General features: G+C 44.3%; 16 protein-coding genes. 9 read left to right on the forward strand and 7 right to left on the reverse strand.

Features of this window, described 5'->3' with window-relative positions; all coding sequences use genetic code 11:
• Nucleotides 1-163: 163 nt before the first annotated feature.
• A complete protein-coding gene (gene ydiJ, locus ACZ5ZC_RS14205; protein WP_464932003.1) occupies nucleotides 164-3199 on the forward strand; it encodes a D-2-hydroxyglutarate dehydrogenase YdiJ in 3036 nt (1011 codons plus the stop codon).
• 73 nt (nucleotides 3200-3272) lie between these two features.
• On the forward strand, nucleotides 3273-3734 hold the full coding sequence (locus ACZ5ZC_RS14210) for a methyltransferase family protein (RefSeq protein WP_053807257.1): 462 nt from the start codon (nucleotides 3273-3275) through the stop codon (nucleotides 3732-3734).
• Nucleotides 3735-3843: 109 nt separating this feature from the next.
• Here ACZ5ZC_RS14210 and ACZ5ZC_RS14215 read toward each other — a convergent pair whose 3' ends face one another.
• From ACZ5ZC_RS14215 to hutC, 6 genes are all read right to left on the reverse strand, one after another.
• Nucleotides 3844-4569, reverse strand: a complete 726-nt coding sequence (locus tag ACZ5ZC_RS14215; protein ID WP_464932004.1) for a DUF3581 domain-containing protein — start codon at nucleotides 4567-4569, stop codon at nucleotides 3844-3846.
• A gap of 337 nt (nucleotides 4570-4906) precedes the next feature.
• Nucleotides 4907-6442, reverse strand: a complete 1536-nt coding sequence (gene hutH / locus ACZ5ZC_RS14220) for a histidine ammonia-lyase (protein WP_012841910.1) — start codon at nucleotides 6440-6442, stop codon at nucleotides 4907-4909.
• Nucleotides 6443-6453: 11 nt separating this feature from the next.
• Entirely contained in the window at nucleotides 6454-8151 is a 1698-nt protein-coding gene (gene hutU / locus ACZ5ZC_RS14225) for a urocanate hydratase (protein ID WP_464932005.1), read from the reverse strand.
• A 73-nt stretch (nucleotides 8152-8224) separates the two neighbouring features.
• The gene (gene hutG, locus ACZ5ZC_RS14230; protein ID WP_464932006.1) at nucleotides 8225-9235 is read right to left on the reverse strand and encodes a formimidoylglutamase; all 1011 of its coding nucleotides are present in this window, start codon (nucleotides 9233-9235) and stop codon (nucleotides 8225-8227) included.
• A 1-nt stretch (nucleotide 9236) separates the two neighbouring features.
• Nucleotides 9237-10487: an imidazolonepropionase gene (gene hutI / locus ACZ5ZC_RS14235; RefSeq protein ID WP_464932008.1), complete on the reverse strand. Its 1251-nt coding sequence runs from the start codon at nucleotides 10485-10487 to the stop codon at nucleotides 9237-9239.
• A 129-nt stretch (nucleotides 10488-10616) separates the two neighbouring features.
• The gene (gene hutC / locus ACZ5ZC_RS14240; RefSeq protein ID WP_464932009.1) at nucleotides 10617-11324 is read right to left on the reverse strand and encodes a histidine utilization repressor; all 708 of its coding nucleotides are present in this window, start codon (nucleotides 11322-11324) and stop codon (nucleotides 10617-10619) included.
• Nucleotides 11325-11571: 247 nt separating this feature from the next.
• On the opposite strand from hutC, the gene ACZ5ZC_RS14245 reads away from it, so the two are divergent.
• Nucleotides 11572-12315 (forward strand): sporulation protein, encoded by a 744-nt coding sequence (locus ACZ5ZC_RS14245; protein WP_464932010.1) that lies wholly within the window; start codon nucleotides 11572-11574, stop codon nucleotides 12313-12315.
• A gap of 6 nt (nucleotides 12316-12321) precedes the next feature.
• Here ACZ5ZC_RS14245 and ACZ5ZC_RS14250 read toward each other — a convergent pair whose 3' ends face one another.
• Nucleotides 12322-13299, reverse strand: a complete 978-nt coding sequence (locus tag ACZ5ZC_RS14250) for a DUF3187 family protein (protein ID WP_046874835.1) — start codon at nucleotides 13297-13299, stop codon at nucleotides 12322-12324.
• A gap of 410 nt (nucleotides 13300-13709) precedes the next feature.
• Here ACZ5ZC_RS14250 and thrS point away from each other — a divergent pair, with 410 nt between their 5' ends.
• The 6 genes from thrS (at nucleotide 13710) to ACZ5ZC_RS14280 (ending at nucleotide 18587) form a co-directional block, all read left to right on the forward strand.
• On the forward strand, nucleotides 13710-15638 hold the full coding sequence (thrS, locus tag ACZ5ZC_RS14255) for a threonine--tRNA ligase (protein ID WP_005395892.1): 1929 nt from the start codon (nucleotides 13710-13712) through the stop codon (nucleotides 15636-15638).
• A gap of 3 nt (nucleotides 15639-15641) precedes the next feature.
• Nucleotides 15642-16193 carry a translation initiation factor IF-3 gene (infC, locus tag ACZ5ZC_RS14260; RefSeq protein ID WP_074191168.1) on the forward strand — a complete coding sequence of 184 codons (552 nt, stop codon included), beginning with the start codon at nucleotides 15642-15644 and terminating at the stop codon, nucleotides 16191-16193.
• 121 nt (nucleotides 16194-16314) lie between these two features.
• Entirely contained in the window at nucleotides 16315-16509 is a 195-nt protein-coding gene (rpmI, locus tag ACZ5ZC_RS14265) for a 50S ribosomal protein L35 (protein ID WP_005377932.1), read from the forward strand.
• A 40-nt stretch (nucleotides 16510-16549) separates the two neighbouring features.
• A complete protein-coding gene (rplT, locus tag ACZ5ZC_RS14270; RefSeq protein ID WP_004727974.1) occupies nucleotides 16550-16903 on the forward strand; it encodes a 50S ribosomal protein L20 in 354 nt (117 codons plus the stop codon).
• A gap of 190 nt (nucleotides 16904-17093) precedes the next feature.
• Entirely contained in the window at nucleotides 17094-17411 is a 318-nt protein-coding gene (locus tag ACZ5ZC_RS14275) for a heavy metal-binding domain-containing protein (protein WP_005377919.1), read from the forward strand.
• Nucleotides 17412-17777: 366 nt separating this feature from the next.
• Nucleotides 17778-18587 (forward strand): helix-turn-helix domain-containing protein, encoded by an 810-nt coding sequence (locus tag ACZ5ZC_RS14280; RefSeq protein WP_006741660.1) that lies wholly within the window; start codon nucleotides 17778-17780, stop codon nucleotides 18585-18587.
• Nucleotides 18588-18951: the final 364 nt, after the last annotated feature.

Consider the following 18951-nt stretch of genomic DNA (forward strand, 5'->3'; position numbering starts at 1 on the left):
CTCGTCTTTTTAAATGTTGTAAAGTGACGAAATTCAAAGAATATTACTTCACTTACTCTTTTGTGGTGTTTTGTTTCGTTGAACGCCAACTTGTATGAGAAGTGAGCAAATAATTACATAACCCGCAGCTGATCGGATTCAGCGTCGTAGGGGCAGGAAGCAAATGTTACCAAGATTACACTCGCAAACTGATGTCGATCCTCTTGTTCTTAGTTTTCTGAAAGAGCTTGAGCACGCCGGATTCACTGGTGATATCGAAAGCCAATATTCAAGCCGACTAGCGGTTGCCACTGACAACAGTGTTTACCAGCAACTTCCTCAGTCTGTCGTTCATCCCAAAACGACAGAAGATGTTTCTCTCCTCGGGAAACTGAGCAATAAAGAAAAGTACGAACGAATTACCTTTTCACCTCGTGGTGGCGGCACAGGGACCAATGGTCAGTCGCTAACCAAAGGTATTGTGGTGGATATGTCTCGCCACATGAACAAAGTGCTTGAGATTAATGAGAAAGAAGGCTGGGTTCGTGTACAAACTGGTGTAGTGAAAGACCAGCTAAATGATGCGGTTCGCCCTTACGGTTACTTCTTCTCTCCAGACTTATCTACCAGTAACCGTGCAACAATTGGCGGAATGGTCAACACCGATGCTTCTGGTCAAGGTTCTCTGAAATACGGAAAAACATCCGATCATGTTTTGTCGCTACAAGCGGTGTTTGCTGATGGCTCAGTTTTAGAATCAGATCTGTCCAACGGCTACCCAAAAGAAGGCGAGTTTGCTGCCAAGGCGTTACGAGTAACGGAATCCGTATGTCGTGAAAAACGCCAGCAGATCGTAGATAAATTCCCTCCTCTTAACCGCTTTTTAACGGGCTACGATTTAAAAAATGCCTTGAATGAAGACGGTGACCGTTTCGATATCACACGAGTACTGTGCGGCGCTGAAGGTTCATTGGCATTTATTACCGAAGCAAAGCTTAACCTGACGCCAATCCCGAAAGCGCGTACTTTGGTTAACGTTAAATACAACAGCTTTGATTCTGCACTGCGTAATGCACCGTTTATGGTAGAAGCGAAGGCGCTATCTGTAGAAACCGTTGACTCAAAAGTGCTTAATCTCGCGAAGCAAGATATCGTTTGGCACACTGTGAGCGATTTACTTACCGATGTTCCAAATAAAGAGATGCTTGGCATCAATATGGTGGAATACGCAGGTCAGGACGAAGAGGAAGTCGCTGATCAGGTTGCAGCGCTGACCGCCAAGCTCGATACCATGCTGGAAACAGAAGAAGCGGGCATCATCGGTTACCAAGTCTGTAACGATGTAGCGAGTATCGGGCGTATTTACAACATGCGTAAAAAAGCGGTGGGTTTGTTAGGCGCAGCAAAAGGCCGCGCGAAACCGGTCGCATTCGCTGAAGATACCTGTGTACCACCAGAAAACCTGGCGGACTTCATTGTAGAGTTTCGAGAGCTGTTAGACAGCAAGTCTCTGAATTACGGCATGTTTGGTCACGTCGATGCCGGGGTGCTTCACGTACGTCCTGCGTTGGATTTGTGTGACCCGCACCAAGAAGCATTGATGCACGAAGTTTCTGATGAAGTGGTCAAGCTGGTGGCGAAATACGGCGGTTTGATGTGGGGTGAACATGGCAAAGGTTTCCGCTCAGAATATGGCCCTGAGTTTTTCGGCGACGAGTTGTTTACTGAACTGAGACGTGTGAAAGCGGCATTCGATCCACACAACAAAATGAACCCGGGCAAAATCTGTACGCCGCTTGATAGCGATGCAGAGTTAGTAAAAGTTACCGATACCAAACGTGGTTACTATGACCGTCAGATTGACGTTCAAGTACGTGACAGCTTTAAGCAAGCGATGGAGTGTAACGGTAACGGTTTGTGTTTTAACTACGATACCAGCTCGCCAATGTGTCCATCGATGAAAGTAACAGCCGATCGTCGTCATTCACCGAAAGGTCGTGCGGGTTTGGTTCGCGAGTGGTTGCGTCAGCTCACTGAACAAGGCATTGATATCCTTGACTTAGAAAAGCAAACGCTAGAAAACAAAACATCAATCAAAACCATGATTGACCGCGTACGTCATTCTATCAATCGTCGTCACGAATACGATTTCTCCCACGAAGTGTATGAAGCGATGAATGGTTGTTTAGCGTGTAAAGCGTGTGCGAGCCAGTGTCCGATTAAAGTCGACGTTCCGAGTTTCCGCTCACGCTTTTTAAACATTTATCACTCTCGTTACCAACGTCCAGCAAAAGATTATCTGGTTGCGAACATAGAGACTATGCTGCCGATGATGGCGAAAGCGCCAGGTGTCGTAAACGGTGTTTTGAAGCAGTCGTGGGTCAAGAGCTTAACGGCTTCAACAGTTGGGTATGTCGATGCGCCGTTGTTATCAGTACCTACATTGAAACAACGAGTAGAGTCGCTGACAACGCCTTATGATCTGCAAGCGCTCAGCGGTTTGTCTTCGTCTGAAAAGAGCAAGCATGTTTTAATTGTTCAAGACCCATTCACTAGCTACTACGACGCCGATGTCGTAGAAGACTTCGTTAAATTATTGAAAAAGCTGGGTATGCATCCGGTGCTTCTGCCATTTAAGCCGAATGGTAAAGCACAACACATTAAAGGCTTTCTACGTCAGTTTAAGGATACAGCCGCCGATACAGCGAAGTTCTTGGCGATGGTAGCGGATCTGGATATTCCTTTAGTTGGTGTCGATCCTGCATTGGTGCTGTGTTATCGAGATGAATACGCTGAAGTACTTGGCAGTAAGCGAGGTGATTTCGATGTACTAACGGCCCACGAATGGCTTTACCCAAGACTAGAAGCGTTTGAAAGCGGAGAGCATAAGGCGCAGGAACCTTGGTATCTGTTTGCGCACTGTACTGAAAAAACCAAAATGCCGAATGCGGAAAAAGAGTGGGGCGCTATTTTTGCTCACTTTGGTGCAGTTTTAAATACGGTTCCTGTTGGTTGTTGTGGTATGGCGGGTACGTTTGGTCACGAGGTCGATAAGTTGTCGATGTCGAAAGACATTTACAATTTAAGCTGGAAGCCAAGCTTAGATAAGTTAGATAACGAGAGATGTTTGATTACTGGCTACTCTTGCCGCAGCCAAGTAAAACGCTTTGAAGGAACAAAGCCCAAACATCCCGTTCAGGCGCTGTTAACTTTGATATAATCACATCAAATTAAGCCCAGTTTTACTGGGCTTTTTTAGAAGTCACATACAACAATTTCAAAGGATATGAATCTTGAGAAAACTTGAACTCAAAGTCCCACCTGTTGCGGTGTTTTTGTTGGTCATACTACTCATGTATGGACTGACAGTTCTGGTGCCGAGCCTGAATATTAGCGTGCCCTTTGTCGAGGTTGTGGTTGGCGGGTTAACTTTGCTCTCTGGTTATATGGGCATTGCTGGTGTGTATGAATTCCATAAAGTAAAAACGACGGTTAACCCTGTAAAGCCTGACACGGCCTCTTCCGTGGTGAGAACTGGCGTATTTTCTTTTTCGCGCAATCCGATGTATATGGCGCTACTGCTTCTAATCATTGCAATTGGTTTGTGGTGGCAGCACTTGAGTGTGGTGCTTTGTAGCGTTGTATTTGTCAGTTATATGAATCGATTTCAAATCAAGCCAGAGGAACGTGTGCTAGAGCGATTGTTTGGTGAAGAGTATGTGGATTATAAAAACCACGTCCGCCGCTGGATTTGAGCGTCGAGTTCGGTTTTATTTGGATAAGAAGTAAAAAGAAAGCCCAACATCAGTTTTGGGCTTTCTTTATTTAAATACGTTTTTGCGCTTCTTGAGTTGAGGCAGTCGATTAGGCTGCCTTAACGAACTTTGCTAGGAATGAATCCTTACGTTCATTGAAACGGCGTACAAGGTCATCAACCGCTTCTTGGTCATATGGCTTCAAGCCGCTTGCAACCATGCGCTTGATGCCTTTGCCAACGACTTCACCGTCTTCTTTGAACGCAAAGTTTAAGGTGACTACCCCACGTTTGCCTTCCACGTCGAACGTTGCGCCAGTGAAATCCACTTCAGGATGCGTAAGGTCTAAGCGTGAAAATTCAACTTCCATGCTTTCATAAATAACTAATGGACGTTGGCAGTTGATCATCATTTGCTTCTCTTCCATAAGAGGAACCATGATGTGAGGGAAGTTCATGCCAGAGAATTGCACGTAATTTGTTACGACATGCTCAATAAATGCCGGATCGTGGTTAGTCTCACCTTCACGGGACATGTGTAAGTATTCTTTACCTGCCTCGTCAACAACGGCGCTTTCTTTTTCACACTTATTTTCAATATGAAGTGCTACACCATCGTTTACCATGCCAGAGAAGTTAAAACGCATCTTTTGGCTGACGCCTTCTTTACTAAGAAGCACTGCGAAAAGTAAGTCCCCAGGGACACAAAAACGTTTGTTATCTTCATCGTGGATTGGGTTGTAGTCACCTGCGACACGTTTTGCAAAGTGGCTTGCTTGTTCGCGAGTGAACTGAAACTGGTGATTAGTGTTTGAAAAATAAGGTGTTAGAAACATAATTTTTACGTAGTAACCAAAACTGTGTGGGATTATATGCGAATATCTGCGTAGCAATGGTCCATCCAGTGAAAACTTCACCGTATCCTAACAATAAGACACTATTTCGGCGGATAAATCGTTAAAAACGCATACTTTAGCAACGCTTTTATTTGTGAAAGCAATAAACAGCGACTTTATTACGCCGGCTGTTTTTAAAAGTATAGCAATAACAATATGCAAGTGTTCATAAAGATCGCTAGGAATACGTTTAATGAGGAGATAAAAAAGCTCCACGCGAAACGTGGAGCCTTCAAATTATCATCCGGTTTTTAGGTTAAGTGCTAGTAATGCTGGATTACTGAACACTTGGTAACAGGCTCTCTGGCATGAGCGTGTTGTGAATAGCCAGCTTAAGCAGAGTATTGGCCTGTTCAATGTCCGGCGCAAAGTAGCGATCTTTATCGTAGAACGATACTTTTTCACGCAACATTTGTTTGGCAATCTCGATACGCTCAGAGGACTTGTTTGGTGCTCTAAAGTCTAGGCCTTGTGCTGCTGATAGGTATTCGACCGCTAGAATACCGCGAGTGTTTTCTCCCATTTCTTTCAATCTGCGAGCCGCGAAGGTTGCCATTGAAACGTGATCTTCTTGGTTTGCTGATGTTGGCAAGCTGTCTACTGACGCTGGGTGAGCGAGCGTTTTGTTTTCGCTTGCTAGCGCAGCAGAGGTGACCTGGGCAATCATGAAACCAGAGTTCACACCACCATTATCGACTAAGAACGGTGGTAATTTTGATAATGCGCTATCGATAAGCAATGCCATACGACGTTCAGACAGGCTGCCGATCTCAGCAATCGCCAGTGCTAGGTTGTCAGCTGCCATTGCAACAGGCTCAGCGTGGAAGTTACCGCCAGAGATGATGTCGTCATCTTCAGCAAACACCAACGGGTTATCTGATACGGAGTTTGCTTCTACTTGCAATACTTCTGCAGCGTTGCGGATTTGCTGTAAACACGCCCCCATTACTTGAGGTTGACAGCGCAAAGAATACGGGTCTTGCACTTTTTCACAGTTAGTATGCGAATCACCAATGTCACTTGATGTATCCAATAGATGACGATAGGCCAGTGCAGCGTCCATTTGGCTGCGATGACCACGTACACGATGAATGCGCGGATCGAATGGACGTCGGCTGCCGAGAGCGGCTTCGACAGACATTGCGCCACATACTGTAGCCGAAGCGAAAAGATCTTCCGCGATAAACAGACCTTCTAATGCGAACGCTGTTGATGCCTGGGTACCATTTAGCAGCGCTAAGCCTTCTTTCGGCGCCAGAGTAATGGGTTCTAGACCAGCGATTTTTAACGCTTCTTGCCCAGAAATGATGTTACCGTTGTGACGAGCTTGTCCTTCACCTAGTAATACTGTGCTCATATGGGCCAGAGGAGCTAAGTCACCTGATGCGCCGACAGAGCCCTTTTTAGGTACGCAAGGGTAAACTTGTGCGTTAACTAGGTCGGTCAGCATATTAATGACTTTTAGGCGAATACCAGAAAAACCACGAGACAGACTATTGATTTTTAATACCATCATCAGACGAACCGTTTCATCTGACATAAACTCACCGATACCTGCCGCATGAGAAAGAACGATACTGCGTTGCAGTGTTTCTAAATCTTCTGGTGCTATTCGTGTGTTAGCCAATAGTCCAAAACCAGTGTTAATTCCGTAAACCGTTCGATCTTCCGCGATGACTCGGTCTACGACCTGTGTGCTTTCTTCAATGGCCGGAATGGCTTCAGGATCCAAAGTAAGGTTGACTGGTGAACGGCTCACTTGGCGTAGTTCGTTTAAGCTAATATGACCTGGCTTTAGCGTTAAATTTAACATCTCTTTCATCCTTACTTGAGCTTCTTCAGTTCTTCGTTGAGCATTGGCAAATCTAGCCCTTGCTCTGCTGCACATTGTTTAGCAATATCGTATCCCGCATCAGCATGACGCATCACGCCTGTTGCTGGGTCGTTATGCAGCACGCGGGCAATACGTTTTGAGGCATCTTCACTGCCGTCACAGCAGATAACCATACCTGAGTGTTGCGAGAAGCCCATACCTACGCCACCACCGTGGTGCAGTGAAACCCAAGTTGCGCCGCCCGCCGTATTGAGTAGTGCGTTTAATAGTGGCCAGTCTGATACGGCGTCAGAACCGTCCATCATGCCTTCTGTTTCTCGGTTCGGGCTTGCTACGGAGCCAGAGTCTAAGTGGTCACGACCAATGACAACAGGCGCCTTAAGTTCGCCATTTTTCACCATTTCGTTGAATGCTTGACCAAGACGCTCACGATCTTTAAGACCAACCCAGCAAATACGTGCAGGTAAACCTTGGAACTGAATGCGCTCGCGCGCCATATCTAGCCAGTTATGTAAGTGTGGATTATCTGGAATTAGCTCTTTTACTTTTTGGTCGGTTTTATAGATATCCTCAGGATCGCCAGAGAGAGCGGCCCAGCGGAAAGGACCAATACCTTCGCAGAATAGAGGGCGAATGTAGGCTGGAACGAAGCCAGGGAAATCAAATGCGTTTTTTACGCCTTCTTCCAAGGCCATCTGGCGGATGTTGTTACCGTAGTCGAGTGTTGCGGCGCCGCGATTTTGTAGCTCTAACATGGCTTGAACTTGCACTGCCATGGATTTTTTGGCTGCTTTAACAACCATTGCTTCATCTTGCAAACGCATTTCTGCCGCGTGAGACATGCTCCAGCCTTGTGGTAAGTAGCCATTGAGCGGGTCGTGTGCAGATGTTTGGTCTGTTACTACATCAGGCGTGATATTACGTTCTACCAACTCAGAGAAAACGTCTGCTGCATTACCTAGTAGACCAACTGATACTGGTGTGTCTGATTCTTTGATGATAGCAAGCGCTTCATCTAAAGACGTCGCTTTCTTATCGACATAGCCTGTACGTAGGCGGTAATCGATACGCGATTCATCACACTCTACCGCAATCATGGAGAAGCCCGCCATCGTACCAGCTAGAGGCTGAGCACCACCCATACCACCAAGACCGCCAGTTAGAATCCATCGGCCTTTTGCTTCGCCGTCAAAGTGCTTTTTCGCAACAGATACGAATGTTTCGTATGTGCCTTGGACGATGCCTTGTGAGCCAATGTATATCCAGCTGCCAGCGGTCATTTGGCCGTACATCATCAAGCCTTGTTTATCGAGCTCGTTGAAGTGTTCCCAGTTTGCCCAATGAGGAACGAGGTTTGAGTTTGCGATAAGCACGCGTGGGGCGTTTTTATGGGTAGGGAAAACACCAACAGGCTTGCCTGATTGAACTAAAAGCGTTTGGTCATCTTCGAGTCTTTCAAGTACTTCAACAATCTTGTCGTAACATTCCCAGTTTCGTGCTGCACGGCCAATGCCGCCATATACAACCAGCGAATGTGGATGTTCTGCAACATCAGGATCGAGGTTGTTCATCAGCATACGAAGAGGGGCTTCGGTTAGCCAAGATTTTGCGCGCAGTTTATCTCCGTGAGGTGCACGAATTGTTCTGCTTGTATCAAGTCGTGGATCTTGTCCCTGGCGCTGTGTCATTTCAGACTCCTTTAGTTTCTCGTGATGACCAAGTACTTGCTTGGTCGTAATAATAAGTGGCATCTAGGATGCGTTATGGTTTGTGTTGCTTTTCCGCCATCGCGTTGGCGATATCCCAACACAAACGGGCAGCTAATCGTGCAGTTTGACTATCGACGTCATAATTTGGGTTGTATTCGGCGATATCAGCCAGCATTAACTTATTTTTGTAATGAAGAATTCGATCTAAAAAGGGTGCAACTGTGTCGTAACTCACTCCCCGAGCTGCTGGTGCGCTGACTCCAGGTGCGGTTGCGGCAGGGAATACATCCAGATCAATGGTCAAATAGAGGTAGTCACAGTCGTCAATAAAATGCTGAAGCTGAGTTAAGTGATAACTGTGGTTTAGGTAACAAAGCTGATTGTCTTCTACATACCAAACATTTAACGCATCTGCTTTTTCAAACAGCGCTTTAGTGTTGCTACTGCGGCTTACGCCAATGCAAGCGTAATGAAAGTCCCAATCATTGCGTTGGCAAAAATGATGAATTTGGTTGAAGGGAGTGCCAGAGCTTGGTTTGATGTCGGCGATGCTGCTCTCGAATGCGCGTAAATCGAAATGCGCATCGAAATTTATGATACCGATTTTAGGCTTCTTCTCTGGATAGTACGCTTTAAAATACTCCGCTAAGCCGGAAAACGAGGCCCACGCAATCTCATGCCCGCCACCTAACACGATGACAGGCGTATGAGGTAGTGCGCTTGAAATGGTTGCCGCACATAGAGATTGGCTCTCTTCCAGTAAGTCGTCTTCGCACACCACGGTGCCTAAGTCATATAGTGGGACGTCTTGGTGCCATGCTAAATTAGCGAGTGCTCGTCGGATTAAATCTGGCGCTTTTTTCGCACCAATGCGTCCTTTGTTTCTGGCTACGCCAGCGTCGGTAGCAAAACCCAGTAATGAGACGCCATGCGCAACTGCCCCTAACTCATCTGCTTTCTGGCGTTGAACCACGTGATGAATTCGCTGACCAAGTTTGCCGTCCTCGGCATCATGACGGCCTTGCCAATGAAATAGGGGAGAGTGTAAGTCGAATTGAGACATATTATTGGCCTCCGTGTGAAATGTATTCACCATTTACTATACGACCTACCAGACGTTTTGCTCCGACTTGATAGCTTAAATCTGCAGGGCTTTCGATATCCCAGATAGAGAAGTCCGCATCAAACCCTACTTTGATGGTGCCACGTGAGTTTTGATAACCCAGAGCTTTGGCTGCATGTTGCGTTACACCACGCAGTGCTTCTTGCGGTGTAAGGCGAAATAGTGTGCACGCCATATTCAGCATGAGTGTGAGATCAGAAAACGGTGATGTACCTGGGTTAACGTCCGTAGCAATTGCCATCGGTACGTTATACTCTCTCAACAACTCAATCGGTGGTAACTGAGTTTCTCTTAGAAAATAAAAAGCGCCAGGCAGTAGAGTGGCGACAGTGTTTGAGCGAGCAAGTGCTTTAACACCTTGCTCATCTAAAAACTCGATGTGATCCGCTGACAAACCGTTGTATTGAGCAGTGAGGGCTGTACCACCGAGATTCGAAAGTTGCTCTGTATGCCCTTTAACCTTTAAGCCGTGGCGTTTTGCAGCTATAAACACTTTTTCTGTTTGTTCAAGATTGAAGCCAATCGATTCACAAAAAACATCGACACTCGTGGCTAACTCTTCCTTTGCGACGACAGGGATTATGTCCTGACAAATGTGCTCAATATAGTCATCTGCACGGCCTTGGAACTCCGGCGGAATGGCGTGAGCGGAAAGAAGTGTAGTGGTGATTTTAACTTTGCGCTCTTGTTCAAGCATTTTGGCTGCACGGAGCATTTTTACTTCGTCATTCAGTGTCAATCCGTAGCCTGATTTCACTTCGACAGAAGTGACGCCGCTCGCGAGTAGCCCGTCTAAACGTGGCAACGCTAACTCAACTAATTGCGCTTCGGTTGCTGAACGCGTCGCATGCACCGTTGAAAGTATCCCACCGCCTTGTTTGGAAATTTCTTGATATGGCACGCCGTTTAAGCGCATTTCAAATTCGTTGGCACGATTGCCCGCATAAATAAGATGAGTGTGGCAGTCGATCAAACCTGGCAGAACTAACTTGCCTTGAAGGTCGATACTCTGAGCGTAATGTTGGGCAGACAGCAGAGACTCGGTTGGCGGTTCGTCTTCACCAATTGCACAGGTGCTGATCGCAACGATTTTTCCAGATTGAATGCCAATACGAGCAGGAGACGTTGGCAGATAACCGCGCTCTCCCGGTTGCATGGTGACCAGACGTGCGTTTTCAATCAGCAAATCCATGTTTGTGTCCCTGTGTTTATTTGTATCATTAAATGTATATACAAATAAATAGAGCAAAATAAGAACACTGACAAGATTGATGTTGCTAAAATGTGATCAAAACGTAGATCTAGAGGACCAATCTTGTCATTAAATGAGCACTTTTGAGCTCAGCTTATATTTGTTACCAGGGTGATAAAGTAGGGCGGTACTGACTAACTTATCTTGGCTCCACGTTCTGCGATTCAAGAGAAGGCAAGGCTCATTAGCTTGCATTTTTAAGTCTTGCTTAATACGGCCGTCAGGCACAATTGCCTCTACAGTATGTTCAATAGCGTTGAGTGGGCAATTATCTGACAGGTATTGATTCGGAGTGATTTGTGTGAAGTCTTGATTTAAATAACTCGGGGCATATTGGCTGTTCACCCAGCGGAGTTCTAATTGAATAGGCGTTTGATCTTCATAGTGAATGATTTCACTGTAAAACACCGTTGTGCCAAGCATGACGCCGAGTTTTGTCGCAATGCTGTCATCTGCTTTTATGGCAACTTGTTTGAGCACTTTACTGCTATATTGTCGCCCTCGGTCGCTGATTTCTTCGGCAATGTTTCGAATGTCTAACAGAGGAGATTCTGACTTTTCACCAGGATCACACACAAACGTACCTAAGCGTGGGCGACGTTGTAATCGGCCCTCATTAACTAAGTCCCGAATTGCTTTGTTCACTGTCATTCTACTGACACCAAATTGCTCGGTAAGCTCAATCTCTGTGGCGATACGATGACCGACTATCCACTCTCCAGCATCAATTTTATCGAGGATAAATTGTTTGATTTGAATGTAGAGTGGTGCAGACATAATGGTTCCCTTTTATTTGACTATACAAATACTGCTTAATTTAGGTACAAATTGCAAACATTTCTAGACGAACGCCCGACTTAGTGACAGAACAATCCTATTGTGGGGCTGAATGACTCTTGCTGCTGAGTATTATTTGGATTGATGATGGAATTCGAACATTTTCTTGTGGTCTATTGCTTGCAGAGTATAAAACAATTGTGTAAACAAACGATTATGAGAAGAAAAGTCGCTAAAAAGGAAAAACATGTTTAAAAAATTGAAAGCATCACTGGGGATCGGTTCTGCAAAAGTAGATACGATTTTAGACGAAATGAGCGTGTTTCAAGGAGCGACGCTGAAAGGGCATGTTCATATCAAAGGCGGAGACGTCGAACAACAAATTGATGCTATTACGATTAAATTGAACACGGAAATGAAAGTCGAAGTGGATGATAGCGTAAGTTACCAAACCTTCACTATTGATCAGCTGAAGGCGGTAGACCCCTTTGTGATTCAACCTAATGAAGAGAAGCAGATTCCGTTTGAGCTAAAACTGCATGATGAAACGCCAATTACTGCGGTTAGCGCACTTAAGAATCAATGTCATGTTTGGGTCGAGACGACGTTAGATATTGATTTTGCGATTGACCCGCGTGACCGTGACTATATTGAAGTGAAACCACTACCAGTAGCATCTCGGGTTATTCAAGCGATCGAGCAAGCTGGCTTCACTATGGTTAAAGCCGATGTTGAAAAAGGCTTTTTGCGCGGTGGCTCGTTTGCCTCTCGCTCTGGTATTTATCAAGAGCTAGAGTTCCTTAACAGCGGCTTTATCTCATCAAAAGAAATTGAGCTCTCTTTTATTCTGGAAGGGCAGGTCATGCATTGTTTGGCAGAGATTGACCGTTCGCTCAGCTTGGCTGGTGACCAATATCGCTCGTTTACGTTGCCGATCAATGCAACCGATGCTCAAGTCGCTGCCGCAGTTGCACCAACGCTAAATCTATAGCTCTCATCAACTTGATGAAAATATGTACCGATATCCTATTGTGAAAGCGATATCGGTACTGTTATCCATGTTTCGTGCGTTCTCTACGGCTAAAAACTCAAGCGCGGAGTTTTCCATTAGATATCGATAGCCTAATACCAGTTCATTAGAGGCATCAGCAAACTCTGCGGGTCCTTCTGTCGATCCTTGATACCAATGGTATTCAAACATCAGGTGGTGGTTATCTTCCAATGCATAACGGTACCCAGCTGCAACGGCAATCGTATTATGCCGATAGGGTAGATCCAGCAAGGCGCGATCATCTGAGCGAAAAGTCATGCCAACCATCGAGTAAAATGCATGGGCGTCACTCAAATAACTGTAATTTATTTGGAAACCTTGCTCGAAATTACTGCCTTGAAAAGTCCCGTGAGCAACATCATTAAAATATAAGCTGCCACCGATAGATAGGCCGTGATGTTCATTCTGAAACACTTGATACTGCAAATAAGTAGATAAGTTATTGGCAAGCGTTTGTCCTTCGAAATCATCTTCTAGCACATCATATTGCGGCATTGAAATGTAAAAACGATCTCTGTCTACTTTGTCTCGGCCATTCTGTCCGATACCGAAAAGGTTATGGAAGCTTTTCGTCAGTCCATCTAAATGGTTATCAGCGGCAAAAACCCACCGATAATTGAGTTCCCATTGCCAACGGCTATTGATTTGCCACTTGCTGCCAATTTCGATTTGGTTGTGGTAATAATCCAGTGCGTATTCATCAGTATGAGCCCAAACACTTGCCACGGTTCCTGAGCCATAGGTTTCGACAAAATCAGAGGGAAGGCTATGTCCTGAGCGCAGTATATTGGTATGGCTAACCACTTGCATCGGAGATTGTGCGTAAGAACGTAGCGGCCCATACAGGTCATTTGATGCCATGGCTGATACACAGCATATCGAAGTGCTTAGAAGCCCCATAAAGCGCGATTTGAAATAGATCATGATGAACACCTACATGCAAACTACTCAATAAAACAACTATATACCTAAATTGCACTTTGAGGTGGAACTAGGTGTGCAGGGTCTTGTGTTAGTTAATAGGTATTAGGAAGTATTATACCAGTTGTGTATTTAAGTTCTATTGGGAGGGGGTAACTCCGTTTACAAGTTATGTGAGCCCTTAAGAAGAATCATCAGATTGTCGCAACGAGGCCTGAGGTTAAGTTCTTATGATAAAACAAAATCGCGCTTTGCAATCTAAATGTGAGCTAGGTACAATCCCACTTTCGATAACGGTCCGGTATTCGTGTTACCGAGAGGCCTTTATTGACTCTCAACTATTTTCAACAAATAGCTTCTAATTTGAATAACATGTGTTGCTTGGTGTGCAACACCACTGTAAAGGACATAGCATGCCTATTATTACTCTTCCTGACGGCAGTCAGCGTCAATTTGACAACCCAGTTTCTACTATGGAAGTTGCGCAATCGATCGGTCCTGGTCTTGCAAAAGCAACGATCGCTGGTCGTGTAAACGGTAACCGCGTTGATGCGTGTGACCTAATTGAAGAAGACGCAAGCCTTGAAATCATCACAGTAAAAGATGAAGTAGACGGTTTAGAAATCGTTCGTCACTCTTGTGCTCACCTTCTTGGTCACGCTCTTAAGCAGCTTTACCCACAAGCTAAAATGGCGATTGGTCCAACCATCGACAACGGCTTCTACTACGATATCGATCTAGATGAGTCTCTAACGCAAGAAGATCTTGAAAAGATTGAAAAGCGTATGAAAGAGCTAGCGAAAACCAAGTACGAAGTTGTTAAGAAAAAAGTAAGCTGGCAGGAAGCGCGTGATACGTTTGAATCACGTGGCGAACCATACAAAGTGGAAATCCTAGACGAAAACGTATCTCGTGATGATCGTCCAGGTCTTTACCACCATGAAGAATACATCGACATGTGTCGTGGTCCTCACGTTCCTAACATGAGCTTCTGTCAACACTTCACTCTATTGAATGTGGCAGGTGCTTACTGGCGTGGTAACAGCGACAATAAAATGCTTCAACGTATCTACGGTACGGCTTTCCACGATAAGAAAGCACTGAAAGCGCATCTAACTCGCCTAGAAGAAGCGGCGAAGCGTGACCACCGTAAGATTGGTAAGCAACTAGACCTATTCCACATGCAGCAAGAAGCACCGGGTATGGTGTTCTGGCATCACAATGGTTGGTCTATCTTCCGTGATCTAGAAGTATTCATCCGCGCTAAGCTAGATGAGTACGGTTACCAAGAAGTAAAAGGTCCGCTAATGATGGACCGTGTTCTTTGGGAACGCTCTGGCCACTGGGATAAATACGCTGATGCAATGTTCACAACTTCTTCTGAGAACCGTGAATACGCGATTAAGCCAATGAACTGTCCAGGTCACGTACAGATCTTCAACCAAGGTCTAAAATCGTACCGCGACCTACCGCTACGTATGGCTGAGTTCGGCTCATGTCACCGTAACGAACCATCTGGTGCACTACACGGCATTATGCGTGTACGTGGCTTTACTCAGGATGATGCTCACATTTTCTGTACTGAGAGCCAAATCCAAGAAGAAGTAACAAACTGCATCAAGATGGTGTACGATACGTACCAAACATTTGGTTTCGACAACATCGTAGTGAAACTATCTACTCGTCCAGAGAAACGTGTAGGTTCAGATGAAATCTGGGATCAATCTGAAGAAGCATTGAAGCAGTCTCTTGAATCGATGGATATCCCATACGAAATTCAAGAAGGTGAGGGTGCGTTCTACGGTCCTAAGATTGAATTCACACTATACGATTGTCTAGACCGCGCTTGGCAGTGTGGTACTGTCCAGCTAGACTTCAACCTACCAGGTCGCCTAGGCGCTACTTATGTAGGTGAAAATAACGAACGTCTTGTACCGGTAATGATTCACCGTGCGATTCTAGGTTCACTAGAGCGCTTCATTGGTATCCTTATCGAAGAATATGCTGGTTTCTTCCCAACTTGGTTGGCGCCAGAACAAGCAGTTCTTATGAACATTACTGATAAACAGTCAGGTTATGTTCAAGAAATAGTACAAAAACTACAAAAAAGTGGAATTAGAGCTAAAGCGGACTTGAGAAATGAGAAGATTGGCTTTAAAATCCGCGAACATACTTTGAAGCGTGTACCGTATATGCTTGTTGTTGGTGACCAAGAAATGGAAGCTGGCGAAATTGCAGTACGTACTCGTAAAGGTAAAGATCTTGGTAAATTTAAAGTGGATGATTTTATTGCATACATCCAAGACGAGATCTCTAGCCGTAAGCTCAATCTGGAGGAATAAGCTATTAAAGGCGGAAGACGTGGCCAACAGCCGGTAAAACAAAACCCGCACCGTATCAACGGTGAAATTCGTGGTATTCGTGAAGTTCGACTAACAGGCGCTGACGGTGAATCAGTTGGTGTTGTATCGATTCAAGAAGCCATTGCAGCTGCTGAAGAAGCTGGTATGGATCTCGTTGAGATCAGTCCTAACGCCGAGCCACCTGTTTGTCGTGTGATGGACTATGGTAAGTTCCTCTTCGAGAAGAGCAAAACTGCTAAAGAGCAGAAGAAGAAGCAAAAGCAGGTCCAGATCAAGGAAGTAAAATTCCGTCCTGGAACTGATATTGGAGACTATCAGGTAAAACTACGCAACCTGACGCGTTTCCTTGAAGAAGGCAACAAAGTGAAGGTAACAATTCGCTTCCGTGGCCGAGAAATGGCACACCAAGACATCGGTGTTGACGTTCTAAATCGTCTTAAGGAAGATACTGCAGAACTTGCTGTAGTTGAATCTTTCCCTAAGAAGATTGAAGGTCGCCAGATGATCATGGTGCTAGCCCCTAAAAAGAAGTAATTAACGGCTCATCAAGTAATTAAAACCTAGCCGCTTTCCTTTCGATAAAGGCATAACGGCTGGGTTTTGTTCGCCCTAATTACGTTGTTTATTAAACCTACTCAATGCGGAGTTATTCATCATGCCTAAGATGAAAACCAACAAAGGTGCTGCTAAGCGTTTTAAGAAAACTGCTGGTGGTATTAAGTACAAGCACGCTACAAAACGTCACATCCTGACTAAGCGTACTACTAAGAACAAGCGTCAACTACGTCCGAATGCAATCCTTCCAAAATGTGAAGTGGCTGCAGTAATCCGTATGTTGCCATACGCTTAATTCTTTTTAGTTATCAATCGTTTAGTTTAGGAGAAGCATAATGCCTCGCGTAAAACGTGGTGTACAAGCTCGTGCACGTCATAAGAAAGTTCTAAAACAAGCTAAAGGTTACTACGGTGCGCGTTCACGCGTTTACCGCGTAGCTTTCCAAGCAGTTACTAAAGCTGGTCAATACGCTTACCGTGACCGTCGCGCTAAGAAACGTCAATTCCGTCAACTATGGATTGCACGTATCAATGCGGCATCTCGTCAAAATGGTCTATCTTACAGCCGTTTCATCAACGGTCTTAAGAAAGCATCTATCGAGATCGACCGTAAGATCCTTGCGGACATCGCAGTATTCGACAAAGCTGCATTTGCAGTTCTAGTTGAAAAAGCGAAAGCTGCTCTTTAATTAGCAGTTTAGGATTAAGAGAAGGAGAGCATTAGCTCTCCTTTTTTATTGCTAAAATATATACCCAAATATTTTTCAGTTTTGTCATTCAGAATCTTGTCTATCAGTCTTCCCGATTTGATTAGTGATCGCTGCTCTGTTGGTAATAAAATGGCTTGGGTATATATTTTACGTTTATAAGGGACTAAAAATGATCTACACAACGACAGAAAGCATTCCGGGCAAGCAGATCTCTGAAATAAGAGGGGTTGTAACTGGCAATGTTGTTCAATCAAAACACATCGGTCGTGACCTCATGGCGGGTATCAAAAGCATTGTTGGCGGCGAAATTCGAGGTTACACGGAAATGATGACCGACGCGCGTGATATAGCTATACAGCGCATGGTAGCAGACGCTGAATCTAAAGGTGCCGATGCAATTGTAGGGATTCGATTTACCACAAGCTCAATCGTAGATGGTTCTTCGGAAATTTTGGCATTTGGTACTGCAGTGAAACTGGCGGACTAGTCTACTTGAATAGCAGTGCAAAAATGCTAATAGAGAGTGGTGAATTATTATGCATTTACCGTTCTGTTCCTTTTAGGTTAATTATTCTAGATTTTTGCAGAGCGAATAGGTTTATATTCTCAACTCTACGTTACTATTAAAATTAATTGCGATGATTTAGAGTAATTGCTTCACTTTTATTTCGTTTATTATTTTGTATTCATAATGAAATTGAATTCATATTGAATTTTTCATTTATTGTGTGAATTCTCCTTTCAGTATATTAATTCATGTTTTTCTTATAAAAATATGAACTTATACCTTGCCAAGCGGTTCTAAATTGTTACAAATACTATACAGCTGTAACATTGCCAAAAGGAATTGTAGATGAGAGATCTGACTCCCGAATACTTGCTAGCCGCATTACGCCAAGCGATTAAAACAAAAGGGCTAACATATCGAGAGCTATCTGAGAAAATGGGCATGCCGCTGTCCACTTTTAAGAGACACTTAACAAGCACAAATCTCGCTTTGGATAAACTGCTTGAATATTGTAGAGCTGTTGATTGCACGTTAGATGAACTACAAAAGCTTGCGAATCAATTACAAGGCGAAGACGAGGATTACTTTAGCCGTACGCAAGATGAAGTTTTTTTTCAATTTCCCCATCTTTACGATTTTTATCGTGAATTGAGAATGCTGCGAGGCAAAGATGGATATTCCATTTTAAAGAAAAAGTATGATTTGTCTGAGCAGAGCATGTCTGATTACCTAAAAGCTTTGGAGTTATTGGATCTTGTTTACGTTGATGAAGATAAAAATATAACGTTGCACGGGCCGTTATATTACAGCTATGCAGAAAACTCCAAGCTCAATGATAAATATACGGAAATCATAAAAGAACAGACAACAACCCACGATAAATGCGTTCGTGTGGCTTTGGCACGCATGAAAATTACCGAAGAGCAGCTTTTGCAATTGGAAGATCAAGTCGCAAAAACGGTTATCGATTTTCATTCCAAAAATGTTGTGGCAGAGAACTTCAACGTCTCTGATTTTACTAATATTGTTCTACTTGCAGGGCCACATCAACCAGTCACATTCTCTGATGGAATTATCGAGACAGAAGGGCGATTTATTGACGATATTCGTTATGCCATCGCATCTGCAGGTGATAAACCAAGCCTCTCGATTTAGAAATTCAGTCTTTTACTTAAAGAGAATCGCTTTTCTCATTATGTTATTGAGTTTTGCAGCTCTAATATTGAAAGGAAGCAGTAAAAGAAAAGCCCAAGACAGAGCACACTTTGTAAATAGAGCATCTATCAGTTACTGTTTTGAATCCAAACTTTAAGTGTTTTGGGCTTTTTTGAATAACATCATTTCAATATCACTCGTTGTCCAATTTTTAAGGTTCTGATTTTTGGGGTTATGTCCCCGCACTCCACTCTAGCCTTTCCTTACAATCAAATCATTCTCGCTGAACCAAGCATCTTGATGTTACTTGGTTATATATAATTAAAGCTTATTTTTCGGTTAGCTATAAATTCATACTTGCAAT

Source organism: Vibrio sp. JCM 18905 (genome assembly GCF_055393305.1).

Bases quoted from the DNA above. Each gene is read 5' to 3' on its own strand.
- ydiJ (WP_464932003.1), top strand. From the start codon at position 164: ATGTTACCAAGATTACACTCGCAAACTGATGTCGATCCTCTTGTTCTT.
- ACZ5ZC_RS14215 (WP_464932004.1), bottom strand. From the start codon at position 4,569: ATGTTTCTAACACCTTATTTTTCAAACACTAATCACCAGTTTCAGTTC.
- hutH (WP_012841910.1), bottom strand. From the start codon at position 6,442: ATGTTAAATTTAACGCTAAAGCCAGGTCATATTAGCTTAAACGAACTA.
- hutU (WP_464932005.1), bottom strand. From the start codon at position 8,151: ATGACACAGCGCCAGGGACAAGATCCACGACTTGATACAAGCAGAACA.
- hutG (WP_464932006.1), bottom strand. From the start codon at position 9,235: ATGTCTCAATTCGACTTACACTCTCCCCTATTTCATTGGCAAGGCCGT.
- hutI (WP_464932008.1), bottom strand. From the start codon at position 10,487: ATGGATTTGCTGATTGAAAACGCACGTCTGGTCACCATGCAACCGGGA.
- hutC (WP_464932009.1), bottom strand. From the start codon at position 11,324: ATGTCTGCACCACTCTACATTCAAATCAAACAATTTATCCTCGATAAA.
- ACZ5ZC_RS14245 (WP_464932010.1), top strand. From the start codon at position 11,572: ATGTTTAAAAAATTGAAAGCATCACTGGGGATCGGTTCTGCAAAAGTA.
- ACZ5ZC_RS14250 (WP_046874835.1), bottom strand. From the start codon at position 13,299: ATGATCTATTTCAAATCGCGCTTTATGGGGCTTCTAAGCACTTCGATA.
- thrS (WP_005395892.1), top strand. From the start codon at position 13,710: ATGCCTATTATTACTCTTCCTGACGGCAGTCAGCGTCAATTTGACAAC.
- rpmI (WP_005377932.1), top strand. From the start codon at position 16,315: ATGCCTAAGATGAAAACCAACAAAGGTGCTGCTAAGCGTTTTAAGAAA.
- rplT (WP_004727974.1), top strand. From the start codon at position 16,550: ATGCCTCGCGTAAAACGTGGTGTACAAGCTCGTGCACGTCATAAGAAA.
- ACZ5ZC_RS14275 (WP_005377919.1), top strand. From the start codon at position 17,094: ATGATCTACACAACGACAGAAAGCATTCCGGGCAAGCAGATCTCTGAA.
- ACZ5ZC_RS14280 (WP_006741660.1), top strand. From the start codon at position 17,778: ATGAGAGATCTGACTCCCGAATACTTGCTAGCCGCATTACGCCAAGCG.